This is a genomic window from Citrobacter europaeus, from assembly GCA_020099315.1.
GTDB lineage: Bacteria > Pseudomonadota > Gammaproteobacteria > Enterobacterales > Enterobacteriaceae > Citrobacter > Citrobacter europaeus.
Window position 1 is genome coordinate 4747033 of record CP083650.1, and the last position, 21935, is coordinate 4768967.

At 51.8% G+C, this 21935-nt stretch carries 17 protein-coding genes and 1 pseudogene; 9 read left to right on the forward strand and 9 right to left on the reverse strand.

What is annotated here, in order from left to right:
* Together rsmJ and prlC are read right to left on the reverse strand one after the other, a co-directional pair.
* Window positions 1–750: a 16S rRNA (guanine(1516)-N(2))-methyltransferase RsmJ gene (rsmJ, locus tag LA337_22285; protein UBI15848.1), complete on the reverse strand. Its 750-nt coding sequence runs from the start codon at window positions 748–750 to the stop codon at window positions 1–3.
* 8 nt (window positions 751–758) lie between these two features.
* Window positions 759–2801 carry an oligopeptidase A gene (gene prlC, locus LA337_22290; GenBank protein UBI15849.1) on the reverse strand — a complete coding sequence of 681 codons (2043 nt, stop codon included), beginning with the start codon at window positions 2799–2801 and terminating at the stop codon, window positions 759–761.
* 214 nt (window positions 2802–3015) lie between these two features.
* On the opposite strand from prlC, the gene LA337_22295 reads away from it, so the two are divergent.
* A complete protein-coding gene (locus tag LA337_22295) occupies window positions 3016–3858 on the forward strand; it encodes a 23S rRNA (adenine(2030)-N(6))-methyltransferase RlmJ (protein ID UBI15850.1) in 843 nt (280 codons plus the stop codon).
* A gap of 104 nt (window positions 3859–3962) precedes the next feature.
* Window positions 3963–5315 carry a glutathione-disulfide reductase gene (gene gorA, locus LA337_22300; protein UBI15851.1) on the forward strand — a complete coding sequence of 451 codons (1353 nt, stop codon included), beginning with the start codon at window positions 3963–3965 and terminating at the stop codon, window positions 5313–5315.
* A gap of 41 nt (window positions 5316–5356) precedes the next feature.
* Here the strand turns inward: gorA and LA337_22305 are convergent, their stop codons facing one another.
* Window positions 5357–6751 (reverse strand): cytochrome-c peroxidase, encoded by a 1395-nt coding sequence (locus tag LA337_22305; GenBank protein ID UBI15852.1) that lies wholly within the window; start codon window positions 6749–6751, stop codon window positions 5357–5359.
* 425 nt (window positions 6752–7176) lie between these two features.
* Here LA337_22305 and LA337_22310 point away from each other — a divergent pair, with 425 nt between their 5' ends.
* Window positions 7177–8826 (forward strand): alpha,alpha-trehalase, encoded by a 1650-nt coding sequence (locus LA337_22310; protein UBI15853.1) that lies wholly within the window; start codon window positions 7177–7179, stop codon window positions 8824–8826.
* Between the two features lie 27 nt (window positions 8827–8853).
* Here LA337_22310 and LA337_22315 read toward each other — a convergent pair whose 3' ends face one another.
* Complete coding sequence (locus tag LA337_22315) at window positions 8854–10443, reverse strand: hypothetical protein (protein ID UBI15854.1); 1590 nt, start codon at window positions 10441–10443, stop codon at window positions 8854–8856.
* Between the two features lie 353 nt (window positions 10444–10796).
* On the opposite strand from LA337_22315, the gene LA337_22320 reads away from it, so the two are divergent.
* Entirely contained in the window at window positions 10797–11147 is a 351-nt protein-coding gene (locus LA337_22320) for a lysozyme (protein ID UBI15855.1), read from the forward strand.
* An 18-nt stretch (window positions 11148–11165) separates the two neighbouring features.
* Here LA337_22320 and LA337_22325 read toward each other — a convergent pair whose 3' ends face one another.
* From LA337_22325 to LA337_22340, 4 genes and pseudogenes are all read right to left on the reverse strand, one after another.
* Window positions 11166–11768, reverse strand: coding sequence for a response regulator transcription factor (locus LA337_22325; GenBank protein UBI15856.1), 603 nt, complete (start codon window positions 11766–11768; stop codon window positions 11166–11168).
* Between the two features lie 360 nt (window positions 11769–12128).
* Window positions 12129–12977 (reverse strand): EAL domain-containing protein, encoded by an 849-nt coding sequence (locus tag LA337_22330; protein UBI15857.1) that lies wholly within the window; start codon window positions 12975–12977, stop codon window positions 12129–12131.
* A 168-nt stretch (window positions 12978–13145) separates the two neighbouring features.
* Window positions 13146–13889, reverse strand: a pseudogene (locus tag LA337_22335) (methyl-accepting chemotaxis protein).
* Between the two features lie 1212 nt (window positions 13890–15101).
* Window positions 15102–15542, reverse strand: a complete 441-nt coding sequence (locus tag LA337_22340; GenBank protein UBI15858.1) for a helix-turn-helix domain-containing protein — start codon at window positions 15540–15542, stop codon at window positions 15102–15104.
* A 567-nt stretch (window positions 15543–16109) separates the two neighbouring features.
* On the opposite strand from LA337_22340, the gene LA337_22345 reads away from it, so the two are divergent.
* Together LA337_22345 and LA337_22350 are read left to right on the forward strand one after the other, a co-directional pair.
* Window positions 16110–16904 carry a winged helix-turn-helix domain-containing protein gene (locus LA337_22345; GenBank protein ID UBI15859.1) on the forward strand — a complete coding sequence of 265 codons (795 nt, stop codon included), beginning with the start codon at window positions 16110–16112 and terminating at the stop codon, window positions 16902–16904.
* Window positions 16891–17355, forward strand: coding sequence for a hypothetical protein (locus LA337_22350; protein UBI15860.1), 465 nt, complete (start codon window positions 16891–16893; stop codon window positions 17353–17355). Before LA337_22345 ends, LA337_22350 begins: the two co-directional genes overlap by 14 nt.
* A 15-nt stretch (window positions 17356–17370) precedes the next feature.
* Here LA337_22350 and LA337_22355 read toward each other — a convergent pair whose 3' ends face one another.
* The gene (locus LA337_22355) at window positions 17371–18129 is read right to left on the reverse strand and encodes an SDR family oxidoreductase (protein UBI15861.1); all 759 of its coding nucleotides are present in this window, start codon (window positions 18127–18129) and stop codon (window positions 17371–17373) included.
* 119 nt (window positions 18130–18248) lie between these two features.
* Here LA337_22355 and LA337_22360 point away from each other — a divergent pair, with 119 nt between their 5' ends.
* From LA337_22360 to LA337_22370, 3 genes are all read left to right on the forward strand, one after another.
* Window positions 18249–19148 carry a LysR family transcriptional regulator gene (locus LA337_22360; protein UBI15862.1) on the forward strand — a complete coding sequence of 300 codons (900 nt, stop codon included), beginning with the start codon at window positions 18249–18251 and terminating at the stop codon, window positions 19146–19148.
* Window positions 19149–19195: 47 nt separating this feature from the next.
* Window positions 19196–20221 (forward strand): inner membrane protein YhjD, encoded by a 1026-nt coding sequence (yhjD, locus tag LA337_22365; protein UBI15863.1) that lies wholly within the window; start codon window positions 19196–19198, stop codon window positions 20219–20221.
* 349 nt (window positions 20222–20570) lie between these two features.
* Window positions 20571–21893 (forward strand): MHS family MFS transporter, encoded by a 1323-nt coding sequence (locus LA337_22370; GenBank protein ID UBI15864.1) that lies wholly within the window; start codon window positions 20571–20573, stop codon window positions 21891–21893.
* The last annotated feature ends 42 nt before the right edge of the window (window positions 21894–21935 follow it).

A 21935-nucleotide genomic window follows, 5' to 3' on the forward strand; every position in this document is an offset into this window, starting at 1 on the left:
CTATGCTGTCCCTGAGTAGATATCGAACCGATGCCCTTTCGTGACTACCGCATTCGGCGTGGCGACATCCGCCAGCGGCGGCGCGTAGTCCGGGCGTTTCACCACTACACGTTTGGTGGCCAACTGACGCGCAGGCTCCAGCAGGCCGTCCGCATCCAGATCCGGTCCTACCAACGACTGAAACACCCGCATCTCTTTTTTCACCAGCGCGCTTTTCTGCTTATGCGGGAACATCGGGTCGAGATAGACCACCTGCGGGCGCGGGGTGATATCGGTTAACGCCGTCAGGCTGGAGGCATGGATTAGTTGTAAACGTTCCTGCAGCCACGGGCCGATTTCCGGGTCGGCATAGCCGCGCGCCAGACCATCATCAAGCAGCGCCGCCACTACCGGGTTACGTTCCAGCATTCGGACGCGGCAGCCTACCGAGGCCAGTACAAACGCATCGCGCCCCAGCCCGGCTGTCGCATCGACTACATCCGGAAGGTAATCGCCTTTAATGCCAACCGCCTTCGCCACCGCTTCACCGCGGCCACCGCCAAACTTGCGCCGATGGGCCATTGCACCGCCCACGAAATCAACGAAGATACCGCCAAGTTTAGGTTCGTCACGTTTGCGCAGTTCCAGATGTTCCGGCGTCATCACCAGCGCCATCAGGTTATCTTCATCGTGTTCCAGTCCCCAGCGGGCGGCCAGAACAGATAAGGCGCCGTCTCCGGCGCCTGTTTCATCCAGTAAACAAATTTTCACGCGAACAATCAGCCCTTGATGCCGTAATGCGCCAGCATTGCATCCAGCTGCGGCTCGCGGCCACGGAAGCGTTTGAACAGCGTCATCGGCTCTTCCGAACCACCACGGGTGAGGATGTTATCGAGGAACGATTGTCCGGTTTGGCGGTTGAAAATCCCTTCATCTTCAAAGCGAGAGAAGGCATCTGCCGCCAGCACGTCGGCCCACAGATAGCTGTAGTAACCTGCCGCATAGCCACCAGCAAAAATGTGGCTGAAGGCATGTGGGAAGCGGCCCCACGTTGGGCCCGGCACCACGGCAACCTGCTTTTTAATTTCCGCCAGTGTGTCGAGGATTTTCGCCCCTTGCTGCGGGTTAAACTCCGCGTGCAGACGGAAATCAAACAGGCCGAACTCCAGTTGACGGAGAATAAACAGCGCCGCCTGATAGTTTTTCGACGCCAGCATTTTATCCAGCAGTTCCTTCGGCAGCGGCTCACCGGTCTCAAAGTGACCGGAGATAAATGCCAGTGCTTCTGGCTCCCAGCACCAGTTTTCCATAAACTGGCTCGGCAGTTCGACCGCATCCCACGGCACGCCGTTGATGCCGGAAACCCCCGCGGTTTCGATACGAGTCAGCATATGGTGCAGACCATGGCCGAACTCGTGGAACAGGGTGATCACTTCATCGTGGGTAAACAGGGCGGGTTTGCCGTTCACCGGACGGTTAAAGTTACAGGTCAGGTAGGCAACAGGCTTTTGCAGCGTACCGTCGGCTTTACGCATCTGCCCGACACAGTCGTCCATCCACGCCCCGCCACGTTTATGCTCCCGGGCATACAGGTCAAGATAGAAGCTGCCGCGCAGTTCGTTGTTTTCGTCATACAGCTCGAAGAAACGGACTTCTGGGTGCCAGACGTCAACATCGGTGCGCTCTTTGGCGGTGATGCCATAAATACGTTTAACCACTTCAAACAGGCCGTTAACGGCTTTGTTTTCCGGGAAATATGGGCGCAACTGCTCGTCGCTGATGCTGTAGAGGTGCTGTTTTTGTTTCTCGCTGTAGTAAGCGATATCCCACGGCTGCAGCTCATCAACGCCAAATTCCGCTTTTGCGAAGGCGCGCAGCTGGGCTAACTCTTTCTCACCCTGCGGACGGGCGCGTTTCGCCAGATCAGTCAGGAAGTCGAGCACCTGCTGCGGGTTCTCCGCCATTTTGGTGGACAGCGATTTAAAAGCGTAGCTTTCGAAACCCAACAGCTGTGCCAGTTCGTGGCGCAGCGCGAGGATCTCTTCCATTATCGGGCTGTTGTCCCATTTGCCAGCGTTTGGTCCCTGGTCAGACGCGCGAGTGGAATAAGCGCGATACATCTCCTCACGCAGTCCCTGGTTGTCGCAGTAGGTCATGACCGGCAGGTAGCTTGGGATATCCAGCGTTAACAGATAGCCTTCCTGCTCTTTAGCTTCAGCCTGGGCTTTTGCGGCGGCCAGCGCGCTCTCCGGCATGCCGGAGAGTTCCGCTTCATCAGTCACCAGCTTAGTCCAGCCCATGGTGGCATCCAGCACATTGTTGCTGTACAGGTTACCCAGTTCAGACAGGCGGGTAGCGATCTCGCCATAGCGCTGCTGTTTTTCCTTCGGCAGACCAATACCAGAAAGTTCAAAATCGCGCAGTGCGTTATCGACCGCTTTTTTCTGTGCGGTGTTCAGAGTGGCGTAATGATCGCCATCACGCAGATCGCGGTACGCCTGATACAAACCTTCATGTTGCCCAACCCAGGTGCTGTATTCAGACAGCAGCGGCAGCGTTTGCTCATAGGCTTCGCGCAATTCCGGGCTGTTTTTCACCGAGTTCAGGTGGCTAACAGGAGAGAAAATACGCCCCAGCACATCGTCAACTTCTGCCAACGGCTGGCAGAGATTTTCCCAGGTGTACGGCGCGCCCTGCGCAACCACTCGCTCAACGTTTTCGCGGCAATCATTCAGCGCCTTAGTGACGGCAGGCACAACGTGCTCAGGCTGAATTTTAGAAAACGGCGGCAGTTCGAAGGGAGTCAGCAATGGATTGGTCATTAGCGCGGTCCTGTTGAAAAGAGTGAATGAAGCGCGTATCCGGCGCTGTGCATATTAATTTGTACAATGGGGTTAAGTGTAGAGGATTTCAATGCCAGGCGTTGCGCTTTCGCGGCAGTGACGAGTTTTCTGTATACTGTGGCGATACGCTTTATTTTCGCCCGATATCGCGCTGTTTTCGGGCCTACGTTTATAACCTGGAACACGTTTACCCATGCTCAGTTATCGCCACAGTTATCACGCTGGCAACCACGCCGACGTCCTTAAACACACCGTTCAGAGCCTGATCATTGAATCGCTCAAAGAGAAAGAAAAACCGTTTCTCTATCTGGACACCCATGCTGGCGCAGGCCGTTATCAGCTGAGCAGTGAGCATGCCGAACGTACCGGTGAATATCTTGAAGGGATCGCCCGTATCTGGCAGCAGGACGATTTGCCTGCCGAGCTGGAACCCTACATTGGTGTGGTGCAGCACTTCAACCGTAGCGGTCAGTTGCGCTACTACCCGGGCTCTCCGTTAATTGCTCGCCAGCTGCTGCGCGAACAGGACAGCCTGCAATTAACTGAACTGCACCCGAGCGACTTTCCTCTGCTGCGCGGCGAATTCCAGAAGGATGAGCGCGCTCGCGTGGCCAAAGCCGATGGTTATCAGCAGCTAAAAGCAAAATTACCGCCAGTTTCCCGTCGCGGGCTGATCCTTATCGATCCACCATATGAAATCAAAAGTGACTACCAGGCGGTGGTAACCGGTATTAACGAAGGCTACAAGCGTTTCGCGACCGGCACCTATGCGCTGTGGTATCCGGTGGTTTTGCGCCAGCAAATCAAGCGCATGGTCCACGATCTCGAAGACACCGGCATCCGCAAAATTCTGCAAATTGAGCTGGCGGTACGCCCGGACAGCGATCAGCGCGGCATGACGGCGTCCGGCATGATTGTGATTAACCCGCCGTGGAAGCTGGAGCAGCAGATGAACAACGTTCTGCCGTGGTTACACAGCAAACTGGTACCGGCAGGAACCGGCCATACCTCGGTAAGCTGGATCGTGCCGGAGTAATCGCAGCCATCGGTGGAACCTTTTAATATCAGGTATACAATCGCGAATATTTTGGCGGATGGCGTAACGCTTCTCCGCCCTACAATGAACATGAAGGAGCGGTCATGACCAAGCACTATGATTACATCGCTATTGGCGGCGGCAGCGGCGGTATTGCCTCCATTAACCGTGCAGCAATGTACGGCCAGAAATGCGCACTGATTGAAGCCAAAGAGTTAGGCGGCACCTGCGTTAACGTTGGCTGCGTACCGAAGAAAGTGATGTGGCATGCCGCACAGGTCCGCGAAGCGATCCACATGTACGGTCCGGATTACGGTTTCGACACCACCATCAATAAGTTCGACTGGGATAAACTGATCGCCACGCGTACCGCTTATATCGACCGCATTCATACCTCGTACGACAACGTGCTGGGCAAAAATAATGTCGATGTGATTAAAGGCTTTGCCCGCTTTGTAGATGCCAAAACCATTGAAGTGAATGGTGAAACCATTACTGCCGATCATATTTTGATTGCTACCGGTGGTCGCCCGAGCCATCCGAGCATTCCGGGTGTGGAATACGGTATCGACTCCGATGGCTTCTTTGAACTGCCAGCGCTGCCAAAACGCGTGGCTGTTGTTGGCGCAGGCTATATCGCCGTTGAGCTGGCGGGCGTGATAAACGGCCTGGGTGCCCAAACGCATCTGTTCGTACGTAAACACGCGCCGCTGCGCAGCTTCGATCCAATGATCGTCGACACGCTGGTTGAGGTGATGAACGCCGAAGGCCCGACTCTGCATACTCATGCAATTCCGAAAGCAGTCGTTAAAAATGCTGACGGCAGTCTGACCCTGCAACTGGAAGATGGCCGTAGCGAAACGGTAGATTGCCTGATTTGGGCAATTGGTCGTGAACCTGCTACCGACAACTTCAACCTGGCGGCGACTGGCGTGAAAACCAACGAAAAAGGCTACATCGTCGTTGATAAATATCAGAACACCAGCGTGCCGGGAATTTATGCCGTCGGCGATAACACCGGTGCCGTTGAGCTGACGCCGGTTGCTGTTGCCGCGGGCCGTCGCCTGTCCGAGCGTCTATTTAACAACAAACCGGACGAGCATTTAGACTACAGCAACATCCCGACCGTGGTCTTCAGCCACCCGCCAATTGGCACCGTGGGCTTAACCGAGCAGCAGGCTCGCGAACAGCACGGCGATGACCAGGTGAAAGTGTATAAATCATCGTTTACCGCGATGTATACCGCTGTCACCACGCACCGTCAGCCGTGCCGCATGAAGCTGGTTTGCGTCGGTCCGGAAGAGAAGATTGTCGGTATTCACGGCATCGGTTTTGGGATGGATGAAATGCTGCAAGGCTTCGCGGTGGCTCTGAAAATGGGCGCAACCAAGAAAGACTTTGATAACACCGTTGCGATTCACCCAACGGCGGCAGAAGAGTTCGTTACCATGCGTTAAGCAATAAAAAACCGGATGGCGCTTTGCCATCCGGTTTTCTCTTATTTACCCTGCATATACGGCGTATACACACCGTTCAGACTCTCAAGAAACGCCACGATATCGTCGATATCTTCCTGCGGCAGTTCTTTACCCACCTGATAACGCAGCATCAGTTTTACCGCACCGTCGAGCGTTGGCACATCACCGCGATGGAAATAAGGCGCGGTCAGCGCAACGTTACGCAAGCCAGGGACTTTTTGACGCAGCTTGTCACGTAATTCATTGGTGACGTTCATGCGGCCAATATCTGCGGCAGTGACCTCGCCGAAATTAAAGTCCTTTTTCAAACCCAGTGGTTCAAATGAACGTCCGCCTAAAATAATACCGCCATGACAGGTCGCGCACTTATTATCTTTAAATAACTGATAGCCATGTTTTTGCTGGGCCGTTAACGCGCCTTCATCACCACGCAGCCATTTATCAAACGGCGAATTTGGCGTGATCAGCGTTTTCTCAAACTCGGCAATCGCATCGGTAATATTATCCCCGCTGAATCCCTGCGGATAAACAGCGATAAACTCTTGCTTCAGGGTCGGGTCTTTATCCAGTTTCTGGATGATTTCATCCCAGGATTTAGACGCCATTTCAATTGGATTGAGCGGTGGACCACCCGCCTGCGCCTGCAGTGTTGGCGCACGGCCATCCCAGAATTGTTCTACGTTAAAGACCGAGTTAAATACCGTTGGCGCATTAATAGGCCCAACCGCGCCGCCTACGCCGATTGATGTTTTCCGGCCATCCACGCCGCCCGCATTCAGGGCGTGGCAGTGGGCGCAAGAAATTGTGCTATCGCCGGAAATACGCGGGTCGTGGTAAAGCGTAAAGCCCAGCGCCACTTTGCGGGCATCGGTCGGGATACTTTCCGGTATCGGCTGCACAGGTTCGTTACGATGCTGTGCGGCGGTATCGTTACTGGCGTAGTACTGCTCACGCTGTTTCGCAATCCAGCCCAGGATCTCGGCTCGCTCCGAATCGCTTACCTTGCCAGCCCAGTGCAATGCGGTATAACGCGTCGGTGGCATGGTGTCGTACTGCATCACCCATTCAATTTTATTCAGGTCGCTTTGCGATACGGGTTTATCCCCGACCAGCGCCGCACGAACGGCCTCAAGATTGAATGATTTGTATCCCAGTTGAATGTCGTAATTCATCAACTGTTTAGCGACAGGAAAAGAAGAATAGAAAGGTAATTCGGCTGAAGGGGTGTGACAATAATCGCATCCTTTTTCGCGTAAGAACCCTAATACTTTATTATTTTCTTCCAGCGTAGAGGCCTGAACATCAGCCTGTTTGCTACGTTGATTATCGTGATACCACACATAACCGGATAATCCAAAATAACAAATCGCGATGCCAGCTATAGCAATCGCGGTAAGACGGGTAATGATTTTCATTATTTTTACCCTCACCGTTGTGAGTTATTGTGACCCAGAAAATAGACTAATTAACACACAGTCTTTGTCGGACCTGACCATCATAGGAAATGAGGGGATTACTATTTTGATAAGTATCAAGCAATTACATGGGGGAGAACTATCGATAGAATAGCCTGTGCCTATTATAGAGATAAGACGTTACCTGTTTTGTTCACACCTCGTTGCAATCGAATGTTCTGAAAATGGAATATCTTCAGGTCGCGCAGAATTCTGAATTATTCATTATTTTCATTGGGATAGTTTTATTTTTTAAATATTGCCCAGCATTAAAACGTGATCGACCGCACGCTTTACTCACCAGACACCGAAGCGAATGTCTACGCTTAACTGACGAGCGGGCAATAGCCTTAATCTTTCAACGTCCATCGGAGGTCTTTCTCATTATGCTCAACCAGAAACTACCCCACGCCCCTTCTGAAGAAATGACGATCGACATCGATCTGCTTTATGAAATGGATCCGTGCGAGTTAAAGCTGGATGAAATGATTGAGGCGGAGCCTGAACCGGAGATGATTGCAGGGTTACCCGCCTCAGATGCGTTAACCCCCGCCGATCGTTACCTCGAACTGTTCGAACACGTTCAGTCGTCAAAACTGTTTGCAGATAGCAAAACCTTTCCCGATTGCGCGCCCAAAATGGACCCGCTGGACATTTTAATCCGCTATCGCAAGGTTAAACGCCACCGCGACTTTGATCTGCGACGCTTTGTCGAGAACCACTTCTGGCTCCCGGAAACGCCCTCCAGTGAATACGTTTCTGACCCGGAAAATTCGCTGAAAGAGCATATTGATCAACTGTGGCCAGTACTGACGCGCGAGCCACAGGATCACATCCCCTGGTCCTCCCTGCTGGCATTACCGCAGTCATACATTGTGCCCGGCGGACGTTTTAGCGAAACCTACTACTGGGACTCCTATTTCACTATGCTGGGCCTGGCCGAGAGCGGTCGCGAAGACCTGCTGAAATGTATGGCGGATAACTTTGCCTGGATGATTGAAAACTATGGTCACATCCCGAACGGTAACCGTACTTATTACCTGAGTCGCTCGCAGCCGCCAGTTTTTGCGCTGATGGTGGAACTGTTTGAAGAGGATGGCGTACGCGGCGCGCGTCGTTACCTTGATCATTTAAAAATGGAGTACGCGTTCTGGATGGATGGCGCTGACTCCCTGGTGCTTAACCAGGCCTACCGTCACGTGATCAGAATGTCTGACGGCTCTCTACTCAACCGCTATTGGGACGATCGCGACACGCCACGCGATGAGTCGTGGCTTGAAGACGTCGAGACCGCTAAGCATTCGGGTCGCCCACCCAATGAGGTGTATCGGGATTTACGCGCGGGCGCGGCCTCCGGCTGGGATTACTCCTCGCGCTGGCTACGCGACGCAGGCCGCCTTGCCAGCATACGCACCACTCAGTTCATCCCGATTGACCTGAACGCATTCCTCTACAAGCTGGAAAGCACTATCGCCAATATTTCGGCACTGAAAGGCGACAAAGAAACTGAAGCGCAGTTTCGCCAGAAAGCCAGTGACCGCCGCGATGCGGTGAACCGCTATCTCTGGGACGATGAAAACGGCTGCTATCGTGATTACGACTGGCGACGCGAGCAAATGGCCCTGTTCTCTGCCGCCAGTATTGTGCCGCTGTATGTCGGCATGGCAACCCATGAACAAGCCGACCGACTTGCCAATGCGGTGCGTAGCCGCCTGCTAACGCCCGGCGGGATTTTAGCCACGGAACATGAAACCGGTGAGCAGTGGGATAAGCCCAACGGCTGGGCGCCGCTGCAGTGGATGGCGATCCAGGGTTTCAAACTGTACGGAGACGATCATCTCGGAGATGAAATCGCCCGTAACTGGTTGAAAACGGTGAATCTCTTTTATCAGGAACACCATAAGATTATCGAAAAATACCACATAGCGGATGCCGCGCCGCGCGAAGGCGGCGGCGGGGAATATCCGTTGCAGGACGGCTTTGGCTGGACCAATGGCGTGGTGCGCAGACTCATCGGTCTGTATGGCGAGCCCTAACGGCTGACGGTCTGAATCATCAGGCTGTCAGTTAATCGCATCATACAGTTCGGCGTGAATTTTCTGCCATTTCTTGTTTTCCGGGCTTGGCTGGGCGCGAACGCGCAGCTCGGCCTGTTCAAGATCATACTGCTGACGTGCGACGACCGCAGGCACTGAGCAAAAACTTTGCAGATAACTTTTGTGCAGCGAAGTGAGTGACGCCCCATTCGACATCGCATGGCTGAGCGTGGTCATAAACTGTCGGCATGGTTTGCTTTCGTCCATTTGCGAAGGGTAACGCAGCAGCAGCCTCAACACCTCGGTATTGCCCGCCGAGAACGCCTGCTCCGTCCATGCCAGCTTCCAGTCCATCCCGCCCTGCAGGAACAGAGACGTCACGCGGGTGTCATTGCGATCGATAGCCGCGCGCATGTTAAAGGCATCCCAGGTGATGCCCATTCGGGTTACCGCCTCCCGCGCGCTGGGGGCATCACGTCGCGGTTCTTCCTGCACAATTTCAACGGATTGCCCGGATGGCGCCTGTGGCGCTGGCACAGTGAATAACCAGAACGCACCCAGCGAAATCGCCAGCACCATCACGCCGACCGCGACCCACAACATGCCGGAAATTAGCTGTTCACGCTCTTCCGCCGTGCGTTTGGTCCGCTTCTCCGGCGGATCGATACTGTCTGCGATTTCTTGTTTATCACCACCCGCCTGCTCGTCTTTTTGCTTTGCGGCCTCCCAAAACTGGCGAACCGTCGCCTCATCTGACTCCAGATACGACGCAGGATTAATGCGCGTACGCCGTTCTTCAAATGCTCGCTGCACAGAGTGAGTAATCTGACGGTACTGGTAATCCAGCAGCAGCAGTTGTACTGAGGTTAGAGGTTGCTGCGCGATAACACAGTTACGGGCGAGGCGGCAATCATCCAGGAACATCCGCAGCGTGATACGTGGTTCAACAAACGACATGAGCACTGAGGTATCGTTAAAAATCTGGGTAAAGTGGCGTACGAATAATTTCTTATCGACGACCATCAGCGCCAGTTCGCTAAACATCATGCCGTCCAGTGCATCCCGGCTTTCCCCCAGCTTTAACCAGCGACGCAAGCGTTCACCGCCAAAGTGCTGTTTCAGGAAGCTGTTGAGCGGATGTTGATCCGGCCATACCCGCGCAATCAGGGATTTGAGGGTTAATTCTATTGCGCGAAGTTGACGCTGCGCCCGCATCTGTGCATCCGGTTCTGCACGTTCAATATCGGTTGAATACTTCAGGATGGGCTGTTGCTGGCGCAACTGTTCCAGAGAGGCGACAAAACGCAGCGCAGAAATCAGTTGGTTTTCACTGACGTCCTGACCATTTTCATATTGGGGTACGCTCTGCTGAAGATGACGCAGGCGCAAAGTGAACTGGCTCAATTGCGCATCATTCATCTGCAACCGTCTGGCGACAACTCCCCAACCGCCCAGATTCAGTCGTGCCTGGTCAAGCTGCTCGAGAAACCAGCGTGGATCTTTCCCCTCTGCTACGTGCACACCCAGCATCAGCAATATTTCTACCGACGCCTGGCGGATTATCCCCAAACAATGTTCAAATGGTGTACATGTCGCCTGTAATGCGCTATTGGTCATTATCTTCCCTAAAAGGCCCCAAAAAGTGCGGTCTCACAATGGTATGTAGTTATCTTTTTATAAACGCAGCGCTGTGACGCCGACCAAAACATATTCATATAGTAAATAAAAGTGTTTTACAGTGACTTCCGCACAATCATTGCAAATTATTCAGGGGATAAGCCAGTGCCTGTACTGCACACCCCGCGTCTCATCAGTCAACCGCTGCAAGATGATGACTGGATTTTTGGCCTGTTAAAACATGAATATCAGCCGCCCGCGCCATAAGGCATATTGCGGTAAAAACTGGCTGGGTGGCAACTGGCGTAACGCTGAGCATTACTTAGAATAGGTCTCTTTGCACAGAGATTATTATGCCGCTGCGTTCGACGCCTTTCACGCCCGCCTGTGTCACATTTATTAAGCAATGGCAGGGCCTGTCGCTGGAAAAGTATCAGGACAAAAAGGGAATTTGGGTTATTGGCCACGGGCATGAAATCACCGCAAACGAAACCTTTGCTACCCCAATAACAGCGATGCAGGCAGAAACATTGCTGCTCGCGGATATGCGTATCTGCGAGGCATTCATCCATAAGGAAATGCCGCAAATAAAAGACAGGTTTCAGCTGGAAGCATTAATTATATGGATATTCAGCGTGGGGATTGCCCGATTTTGCGCTAAAGAAATCTGGCCGGTGGCTATTTCACAGCCAGAAACATTCTGACTGTGAAATATGTGCCCACTACATGGCGTCGTTTAACATCATTGCCGCCTGGGTACGGTTTTTTACCTCCAGGCGCTGATACAGCGATTCAAGATGGGCTTTTACCGTTCCGGTGCTGATATTTAACAATCGACCAATTTGTTTATTAGATTCTCCGGCGGCCAGCATCGTCAGAATCTCCCGCTGACGCGCGCTGAGCAATCTGATATTTTGCCCACCGCTTTCGGTAGCAGTTATGCAATCTCTGGGGATAAACATCATCCCCATCGCGACGCTATTGAGAGCCAGCGTGAAGGTTTCCGCGTCAGAATCACGCGGAACAATGGCCAGCACATTTAATTGCGTGACCTCCTGCAGCCACTTTTTACGGCAATCCGTTGCGGTTACCAGCACTTTTACCGTCGCAAAGCGTTCTGCTATCTGTTGCAGCAAGCTACGGCAGAACTCTGCATCAAGGTCGCCATCCAGCATAACCAACGCATCAGGGCTGTCTTCCAGCATCTGCCAAAGGTCATCTGCCTGACTGACACCCTGAACATCCACTCCTGGAATATGCTCTTGCAAACTTACATTCATTCCATGAATAAATATTGACTGCCTGTCAAACATTATTACCTGCATTATTTATCTCCGTCTGAATAAGATATTAGCCTTAACACGCGGAAGGGTATTACCCGGGGGGTAAAATAAGAAGTCACCATTTGGCGGAGGCCATTTTACCGATAGACGGAAAAGAAAAAAGGAGAAGTTATGAATAGTTACAGCTCAAACCAAAGAATCACACAAAGGATCAAAAACGGGGTCCAATATTAAGAAAATCCTTAATACTGGACGTTCAAAATCGGAACGTTAATATTAATTTTCAGAGTCTATATTCTTAGCTAAAAATAAGGAACTCACAATAACAGACAAATATGTTACAAAACGAAATGTCGCATCAAATGATCATCACCTGTGGTTTACCCGGGCAGCATTGCCGTATCAATCGACGCTAAAGATTGCGGGTGATTGCATTACTCCAATCAGCTCTTCAGGCGGAACGGGTCTGCATAAATAATACCCTTGTAAAAAATCACAGCGTTTTACGCGCAGATAGTCAGCCTGAGCCCGAGTCTCAACGCCTTCGGCAATCATGCGCAGATTCATCTTTTGCGCCAGCTCAATAAGCGTATCGATAATCCTGGTATCACCTCCCTCGCCAATCTGGCCGACAAACAGTTTGTCTATCTTGATGAACTCCGGTTCCAGCGCGTGGAGGTAACACAGATTCGAGTACCCCGTCCCAAAGTCATCTAACGCCACGGCGATATTGGATTTCCTCAACGAGGCAAACCACTCGCTTAACTGAGGGGTAAAGTGCAGAGGGCGGCTTTCGGTAATTTCGATAACCAGTTGAACCTGACCCGGGGCAAGCTTTTGCATGAGCGCCACGGCGTCCGATTCAAAGCGCGGATCGAGGCAGTTTTCGGCGCTCAGATTCAGGTTAAGGTAAAGTCCATTGGGGAAAAGAGGGAGTCGTGGCTGCAGATCGGCAATGACCTGCTGGATAAGTTGATGCGTCAGCGAGGCAATCAGGCCCTGCTCCTCCGCCAGGGGAATAAATACATCAGGGGGAATAGTGCCATACTGGGGATGCGTCCATCGGGCGAGCACCTCAATACCTGCTATTTTACCCGTCTGGCTGTTAAAAATGGGCTGATACACCGGTCTGAACTGGCGATGAGCAATGGCTGTCTTCAACGCTTTTACCGGCGCACAGGTAAGGAAACGGGCCAGCAAGCCACTGGCGTCAGAGAATAATGTCGGGAGTTGCCTGGTTATGGTAATCATCACGAGCCTCAAGCGTGCGGCAGCCGGTCCAGAACAGCCGCACGGCAATCATCAGAACTTGACCCAGTCGTCCTGGTCGTTAGAGGAAGAACGTACCATCGAGGTCGGCCTGACGGTGTTCCCAACCTTTTCCTTGTGGTTTCGCGCAATGGCGCTTTGATCGTTCGACACGCGGAAAATCGACACCACTTTTTCAAGTTGTACGGCCTGTTCCTCCAACGAACTGGCCGCTGCTGAAGACTCTTCAACCAGAGCGGCGTTTTGTTGGGTGGTGGTATCCATCTCCGCCATGGCCTGCGCAATTTGCGAAATCCCGCGGCTTTGTTCATCGGTCGCGGCGGCAATTTCATTCATGATATCGCGCACCTGAGACACGGAAGTCTCAATCCTGGTCATCGCAACGCCCGCGCTCTCCACCAGGTGAAAACCGTTATCCACATACACCACGGACTCATTGATCAGGTTTTCAATCTCTTTTGCTGACTGAGCGCTGCGTTGGGCAAGCGTACGCACTTCAGCCGCAACCACGGCGAAACCTTTCCCCTGATCGCCCGCACGGGCAGCTTCTACCGCGGCATTGAGCGCCAGAATGTTAGTCTGGAAAGCAATACTGTTAATGACGGTGGTGATTTCAGAAATACGGTGCGAACTGTCGCGCACGCTCTTCATGGTCTCAATCACCTGCAGTGAGATCGTGCTTCCTTCCGTCGCGTTCTGTGAGGCTTCATCCGCCAGCAGTCGCGCATGGTTAGCATTTTCAGCGTTCAGCGCGACGGTCGAGGTGAGCTCTTCCATACTGGCGGCAGTTTCCACTACCGCGGCAGACTGTTGCTCAGTGCGGGCTGATAAATCCATATTCCCCGCCGCAATTTCTGAGGACGACCTGGCAACACTATCCACGCCGTCACGCACATCGTTAATGATGTTTTTCAGGTTGCTGTTCATGGTGGAAACCGCCTGCATGAGCAGGCCCGGCTCATCACGACGCGTACTGGTCAGGGTGCTGGTTAAATCCCCCCTGGCGATAAGTTCCGCCACGCGCAGGGTTTCGTTCAGCGGACGAGTAACGGATAAGGTAATCCCCATTGCCAGCAGGACGCCCAGCGCGATACCAATAACGGCGACTATGCCCATCTGCAGTTGGACGCTCTCTACCGTATCGGTGACCTTTTTCTGCTGCATGCTAAATAAGGTCTGAATCGCCTGGGTCAGCGTGACCGCTTTGCCGGTCAAGGTATCGGAGAGCGCTGCCTGTTGATCCCAAACGCTTTTGTAATTGACCAGCTCAGCCGCTACGCTCTGCATGTTTTCACGCCCGGACTGCAACCAGACCTTTTGATCTTCAGAAGCAACCAACAGCAGTTGCCCGGTATCGGACTTTGCCGTCTCCAGACGTTTGCGGATCCCATTCATTAACTCATCTGTCGGATGCTGTTTATACAGCGACATCTGTGAGTCAATGTCACTCATGATAAATGCGATTTGCGCCGCAACAAGCGCATGTTGGGCGTCCAGCGTACCATTCCGGCTCAGCGTTGAAGCCAGCTCAGAGTTATCGCACAGTCCCTGGGTATTCAGTTTTTGTTCGCTGATTTTCTTTTCAGAAAGCGCTTTCGTAAAGGGTTCAAGGCTCGCAACGTAGCTATTGACTGCATTTACCGTATCGTCCAGCGCCTTTTTCCCCTCCTGGGACCAGGACAACGTATCCATCTCAACGGCAATACCCTGCATGCGTTTGGTGGCGGCGTTGATTTGATCCAGATATTTCTGGTCCAGCGTATACTGAAAATTCGTGCGTCCCAGGCGTACCTCGGACAGCGCGTTAAACAGATCGGTGGTATGTCCGTTTTTTCTCACTTTGTCCTGGATATTTGCCAAACCAAGCAAGCCCGAAACCAGAATAGCAAGCGTAACAAGCAGGACGATTGAAAATCCAAAGAATAATTTCTTACTGACTTTTAAATTGGTAAACCGATTAATTATGCCCATATATTACCCCAGAGTCGGTATATACCGAACAACAATGCTATTTAACGAACATTAATAGAAAATAGATATTGAAAAGGTAACGATAAAAAAAAGCCCCTCACACCTGCGTGCTCAGGGCAAATACCTGGGTTGACATCACTCACTCAGGTTATCTGTCTTCTCCCTTTTTTTAACGGCGTGAGTCGGGAGTTCGCTCACTCTATAATAAACGGGGATGACATCAGGATAATTGATAATATACCCCCGCCCTCTTATATTAAGAATAAAATCCCTGGGTAACCCCAGCAGGCTAAGTTTATTATTAAGATTGTGCAGAACCTGCCATAATCTTTGCGTGGAGGGGCTCAGACTGTGCGCCTCCCAGATTTTTTCAAATAACTCTTCTTTCGTTACCGGCTGGCTCCTGGCATTCATTAATAAATACAGGAAAAGCCTTAACATTGTTTCATTAAAATAAATTGACGCAAAAGCGAGACTTTTCTCGGTATGGCTACCTGTAAGCCGATACAGTCGGCGATTAGAAATGTCAAAATGAATTTCATCACCGATCATAAATCCATATAGACGATAGCCCATATCTTATACCCACGTTAAATGAAGACTAACATGCACCTCTACATATAAGCGTTGAGATAATCCATACCGTTTATGTGGTGGATTATATGGCTGCTATGAATGCTTTCCAATCCACAACCCGATGTACTATAAGGAACCGGTCGTTTAGCATTCGTTTATGGTAGATTAGAAGTTATAAATTAAATTCACGGTTTATTATTCTTCATATGTGAAATTTTCAGAGTATGTACCCTGTTTGCGCATAAGCGATCGAACACTCAACTTTTAATGTCGAATTTTTATAATTCTAAAGAATTAAATCCTTAACCCCCTGACTCGCTGTATCGTCTGCTCCCTTTATCACATTGACGCCACGATAAGAGCAATCGGCCACAAGAAGCAGTGATATTTTTTGATTTATACTGAATCATAGCGCACAACTTGAGGGGAAACGCGTGAAACACGCTGACAGATATAACGATAATTATTTGATTTACAAACTAAAAAATCTGAATCAGAAGTTTTGCGCGCAAGCCAGTTAAACATCGCGGACAATCCGGCCCCTGAACGGCCGCAAATGGTCATGTCATGAATAAAGTGTTTCTGATAAACGAAACGGTAATATTTGAACCGGAACTTCGCCGCCTTGGGTCATTAGCGAGTTACCCGGAACGCGCGGTCACTCTGCATGGCCCGGTAAATGAATGCCTGGCGCAACTACTTGAACACAATGGAGAAGTGCTTACACAACGTTATCTTTTCTCTGCCGTATGGGAAAAGCAGGGAGCGGTTGTCACGACCAATGCGCTTTATCAGACGATTTCATCCATTCGCAAAGCGCTGAAGGCGGCGGGTCTGGCTGATGATGTGGTAAAAACGCTGCCCAAGGCGGGCTTTAAGTGTATCGCCCGGGTTGTTGCGGGTGAGCGGGACAATTTTATTAAACCGCAGAAAATATCTGCCGACCCCGTTTTAATCGCACCATCATCTGAACAAACAGAAGCATTTGTCGAGGCCACTAAAACATCACCAAAGCGTTTGTGGCCGTACTGGGTAGCTCTCCTGCTGTTTATTCTCTCCTGCAGCGTCCTTTATCAGACCTGGAAATATGAAGAGCCCATTTTTGCTCGCTATCACCCTGTTGGCCAAATGAACGGATGCACGGTTTTCTCTTCCTGGTACGATCGTGACAAAAGCCAAAGCGCATTTGAAGCGTTGTCCGGTCGCTATCCATTCAGTTGTCATGAAGGCGAAAATGCTTATTTAACCCTCAACCATGCGCAGCGTGGTGTAACGGTGTTAATTTGCGATAATAACCCACAAAAGAGCGCCACACGTTGCCGCTCCATTTATTACAAGCAGCAATATAATGAAAATAAATAAGGGTCTTCTAATCTGGTCGCTGATTGCTCTGGCGATTGCGGCACCGCTATTGGCCGCCATTTATATTCAACATCAGCGAGCGAATTTTAGCTGTGAGATCCACACCGCCATTGTGTATGACAATTCGGTACTGGATATGATCCTGGACTTTAATCTTAATAACGGTAATGGTAACTATGAAGCCGTGGGGGAATATACAGAAGATGGCGCTCAGTCTCAGTCCGTCAGTAATAAAGTGACGTTTAAATACTGGCATGAGGATGGGGAAGTGATCATGGTTTCTGATGAAACAAATCCACTCCCGAAGAAGAATGAATTCTTCAGAACGTTTATCCCCGATTTCTTTCAGCACCGCGATCGCGGGATCAGATTTCAGATAATACCGGCAAACGCCACCAGCTATATTTTTAACTATGATAGCGCGCCAGTTTTCTATTGCTCCAAAGGCTGACCAAAAGAGGGTCGATTACAGGAACATCCCGCCAGAGACTTCGATACGCTGCGCCGTCATCCAGGCCAGCTCATCGCTGAGCAACGCAGCAATAGCGTCGCCAATATCATCCGGTAACCCAACGCGCCCCAACGCCGTTTGCGATGCGATGTACGCATTCAGTTGCGCATTATCCCGCACGTTTCCGCCGCTAAAATCCGTCTCTATTGCGCCAGGCGCTATAATATTCGCCGTAATACCGCGCTCGCCCAGCTCTTTTGCCTGATAACGGGTTAACACCTCCATCGCGCCTTTCATGGCAGCGTAAGCGCTGTAGCCTGGCAGCGCAAAGCGCGCCAGCCCGGTCGAAACATTAAGGATCCGTCCACCGCTGTTGATCAACGGCAGCAGGTTCTGCGTCAGGAAAAAAGGACCTTTAAAATGGATGTTCAAAAGCTGGTCAAATTGCGCTTCGGTGAACGCCGGATACGGTGCGTTAATGCCAATCCCGGCGTTGTTCAATAAATAATCAAAGGTGTCGCTTTGCCAGTGCGTCCGTAGGGTTTCCTGCACCTGTTTAACAAACTGTGGGAAAGTCGAAATATCGCCGACATTCAACGGCAATGCCGCTGCTTTACTGCCAGATTGGCGGATCTCCTCCACAACCTGCTGCGCTTCTTTTTCATTGCTGTTCCACGTCAGGATGATACCAATTCCTTTACTCGCCAGCTTCAGCGCCGCGTTTTTACCGAGTCCACGGCCGCCGCCGGTCACCAATGCGATACGTTGCGTCATAAGAAACCTCATTTCAGGTGTTGTGAAGATTGAGACAAAGCTTATTAGGTGGTAGAAAAACAATAAATACCGCTGACTGCGCATTACTGTTTCATTTAGAACAACAATAGGGCATGAGAATGGATAAAATTCACGCAATGCAGTTGTTCATCCGCGTCGCAGAACTGGAGAGCTTTTCACGCGCGGCAGACACCCTCGGACTTCCTAAAGGTAGCGTATCGCGCCAAATCCAGGCCCTGGAAAATCATCTGGGCACGCAGTTGTTGCATCGCACTACCCGCCGCGTTCAGCTCACGCAAGACGGCATGATTTATTACGAACGTGCGAAAGATCTGTTGAGCAACCTGGATGAACTGGATGGGCTATTTCATCACGATCCGGCCAGCATCAGCGGCAAGCTGCGCGTCGATATGCCGGTTGGCGTGGCGAGAAATCTGGTGATGCCCCGCTTACCGACCTTCTTGCATCAATATCCGGGCCTTGAGCTCGAACTCAGCAGCAGCGACCGTCTGGTGGATTTGATCCGCGAAGGCTTCGACTGTGTAGTACGTGTGGGAACGCTGAAAGATTCAGGGTTGATTGCACGCCCGCTGGGAAAACTCACGCAGATTAACTGCGCCAGCCCACAATATCTCGCCCGCTTTGGTTATCCGGAAAGCCTCGAAGATTTAGCCTCCCATGCGGTGGTGCACTACTCGGTCAATTTGGGAACGCGTGCGCAAGGCTTCGAAGTGGCGACAGACAACGGTGCTAAATGGGTTAAAACCGGCGGTATGCTGACGGTGAACAGTACCGAAACGTATCATGCGGCATGTCTTGCCGGTCTGGGCATTATTCAGGTACCGCGCGTGGGTGTACGTGAAGCCCTGCGCGCCGGTACATTGGTCGAAGTATTGCCGCAATATCGCGCCGAGCCATTACCGGTTTCATTGCTCTATCCGCATCGCCGCAACCTCTCCCGCCGGGTACACCTGTTTATGGAATGGTTGACCGGCGTGATGAAAGACTATGTGGACTGACAAGCTATACTGTCTTGAGAATGAATAAAACAAGGATTACTGCCCTGATGACGCAGGAAAAAGAAATTAAACGCCCCATTCAGGAACTTGAGCACGCGCCGATCCCAAAAATTGAGACCCAGGAGCGTAAAAAAACAGAAACCGACGGTACGACCAATCAGGCATTGAAAACCGCCCTGACCTTCGCCGATAAAATTCAACGTCAGCCCGTCATCGCCCATATGATTCGTGCCGCAGAGCGTTTTAATGACCGCATGGGAAACCAGTTTGGCGCCGCCATCACCTACTTCTCGTTTCTGTCGATGATCCCCATTCTGATGGTGTCGTTTGCCGCCGCAGGTTTTATTCTCGCTTCGCACCCTACGCTGTTGCAGGATATCTTCAGCAAAATTCTGCTCAACGTCAGCGACCCGACGCTCGCCTCCACGTTGAAAAACACCATCAATACCGCCGTTCAGCAACGTACCACCGTGGGTCTGGTAGGGCTTGGCATTGCGCTCTATTCCGGAATTAACTGGATGGGAAACCTGCGCGAAGCGATTCGTGCCCAGTCGCGGGATGTCTGGGAGCGTACCCCACAGGATCAGGAAAAAATTTGGGTCAAATATCTGCGTGATTTTGTGTCCTTGATTGGCTTATTGATTGCGCTAATTGTTACTCTGTCCATTACCTCCATCGCCGGTTCCGCCCAGCAGATGATTATCTCTGCGCTGTATCTCGACGGTATCGACTGGTTGAAGCCCGCCTGGCGACTGATCGGCCTGGCCATTTCTATTTTCGCCAACTACCTGCTGTTCTTCTGGATTTTTTGGCGGCTACCGCGTCACCGACCGCGTAAGAAAGCGCTCATTCGCGGTACGTTTATCGCGGCGCTGGGGTTTGAAGTCATCAAAATGATCATGACGTACACGCTGCCATCGTTGGTCCAATCACCGTCAGGCGCGGCGTTTGGTTCCGTGCTTGGACTGATGGCATTTTTCTACTTCTTCGCCCGTCTGACGCTGTTTTGCGCAGCCTGGATTGCCACGGCGGAATACAAAGACGACCCGCGAATGCCGGGGAAAACTCAATAGCCACCGCCGGATTAGTTGTGAATTGCCGGATGGCGACGCACGCGTCTTATCCGGCCTACGGGTGAGTTTGTAGGCCGGATAAGCGCAGCGCCATCCGGCAATTATAATACCGCCTGTTCTTACTGATTTAGTGAATAAATCCAGTCCGTAACTTTTATTTAACCAAAAACCAGTTTTATCATCCAAGTTTTAAATTTTGTGAAGCATTTCATGGAAGTGAAATCTCCAGCCTAAAAATTATCCCCTTTTTGCTCCATTTTTGACCGGCGCCAAGGTTTGTTACAGATTGAAATGTCTCTTTTGCTGTGCGTAATATGACCTTTCGTTCGACCTAAAATAAGAAAATATTATGCAAGCAACAGCCACAACGCTCGACAACGAACAGGAACATACCCCGGTCAACTCGCGCAATAAAGTCGTCGTCGCCTCGCTCATTGGCACCGCCATTGAGTTCTTCGACTTCTATATTTACGCCACCGCTGCGGTAATCGTGTTCCCGCATATCTTCTTCCCCCAGGGGGATCCGACCGCTGCTACGCTGCAGTCGCTCGCCACCTTTGCTATCGCCTTTGTGGCACGGCCGATCGGTTCCGCTGTGTTCGGCCATTTTGGCGATCGCGTAGGGCGCAAAGTCACGCTGGTTGCTTCGCTACTCACCATGGGGATCTCGACGGTTGTCATTGGCCTGCTGCCGGGCTATGAAACTATCGGCATTTTCGCCCCGCTGCTGCTGGCTCTGGCACGTTTTGGCCAGGGGTTAGGTCTGGGTGGTGAATGGGGTGGTGCTGCGCTGCTGGCGACGGAAAACGCACCGCCGCGTAAACGCGCGCTGTACGGATCATTTCCGCAGTTGGGCGCGCCTATCGGCTTCTTCTTCGCCAACGGCACTTTCCTGTTGCTCTCCTGGTTGCTGACCGACGAGCAGTTTATGAGCTGGGGTTGGCGCGTGCCGTTCATCTTCTCTGCGGTGCTGGTGATTATCGGTTTGTACGTACGCGTCTCGCTGCATGAATCTCCGGTCTTCGTCAAAGTGGCTGCGGCGAAAAAACAGGTGAAAATCCCGCTGGGAACCCTGCTGACAAAACATGTCCGCGTGACGATCCTCGGCACGTTCATCATGCTGGCGACCTATACGCTGTTCTATATCATGACCGTCTATTCGATGACGTTCAGCACCGCTGCAGCGCCTGTAGGGCTTGGCCTGCCGCGTAATGAAGTGTTGTGGATGCTGATGATGGCGGTTATTGGCTTTGGCGTTATGGTGCCGGTGGCGGGTCTGCTGGCCGACGCGTTTGGTCGTCGCAAGAGCATGCTCATCATCACCACGCTTATCATTCTGTTTGCGTTGTTTGCCTTTAAACCACTGCTCGGCTCTGGCAATCCGGTGCTGGTTTTCGCCTTCCTGTTGCTGGGCTTGAGTCTGATGGGACTGACATTTGGTCCGATGGGCGCGCTGCTGCCGGAGCTGTTCCCGACCGAAGTGCGCTACACGGGGGCATCGTTTTCATACAATGTTTCATCGATTCTTGGCGCCTCCGTTGCCCCTTACATTGCCGCATGGCTGCAGGCGAATTACGGTCTGGCGGCGGTCGGTACGTATCTGGCATCGATGGCGGCGTTAACGCTGATTGCGCTGCTGTTAACCCACGAAACCCGCCATCAGTCATTGTGATTCTATTGCCGGATACGGTGTAACCACCGCATCCGGCCAGAC

Coding starts and splice junctions, on each gene's coding strand:
- prlC (UBI15849.1), bottom strand. CDS start 2,801: ATGACCAATCCATTGCTGACTCCCTTCGAACTGCCGCCGTTTTCTAAA.
- LA337_22295 (UBI15850.1), top strand. CDS start 3,016: ATGCTCAGTTATCGCCACAGTTATCACGCTGGCAACCACGCCGACGTC.
- gorA (UBI15851.1), top strand. CDS start 3,963: ATGACCAAGCACTATGATTACATCGCTATTGGCGGCGGCAGCGGCGGT.
- LA337_22305 (UBI15852.1), bottom strand. CDS start 6,751: ATGAAAATCATTACCCGTCTTACCGCGATTGCTATAGCTGGCATCGCG.
- LA337_22310 (UBI15853.1), top strand. CDS start 7,177: ATGCTCAACCAGAAACTACCCCACGCCCCTTCTGAAGAAATGACGATC.
- LA337_22315 (UBI15854.1), bottom strand. CDS start 10,443: ATGACCAATAGCGCATTACAGGCGACATGTACACCATTTGAACATTGT.
- LA337_22320 (UBI15855.1), top strand. CDS start 10,797: ATGCCGCTGCGTTCGACGCCTTTCACGCCCGCCTGTGTCACATTTATT.
- LA337_22325 (UBI15856.1), bottom strand. CDS start 11,768: ATGCAGGTAATAATGTTTGACAGGCAGTCAATATTTATTCATGGAATG.
- LA337_22330 (UBI15857.1), bottom strand. CDS start 12,977: ATGATTACCATAACCAGGCAACTCCCGACATTATTCTCTGACGCCAGT.
- LA337_22340 (UBI15858.1), bottom strand. CDS start 15,542: ATGGGCTATCGTCTATATGGATTTATGATCGGTGATGAAATTCATTTT.
- LA337_22345 (UBI15859.1), top strand. CDS start 16,110: ATGAATAAAGTGTTTCTGATAAACGAAACGGTAATATTTGAACCGGAA.
- LA337_22350 (UBI15860.1), top strand. CDS start 16,891: ATGAAAATAAATAAGGGTCTTCTAATCTGGTCGCTGATTGCTCTGGCG.
- LA337_22355 (UBI15861.1), bottom strand. CDS start 18,129: ATGACGCAACGTATCGCATTGGTGACCGGCGGCGGCCGTGGACTCGGT.
- LA337_22360 (UBI15862.1), top strand. CDS start 18,249: ATGGATAAAATTCACGCAATGCAGTTGTTCATCCGCGTCGCAGAACTG.
- yhjD (UBI15863.1), top strand. CDS start 19,196: ATGACGCAGGAAAAAGAAATTAAACGCCCCATTCAGGAACTTGAGCAC.
- LA337_22370 (UBI15864.1), top strand. CDS start 20,571: ATGCAAGCAACAGCCACAACGCTCGACAACGAACAGGAACATACCCCG.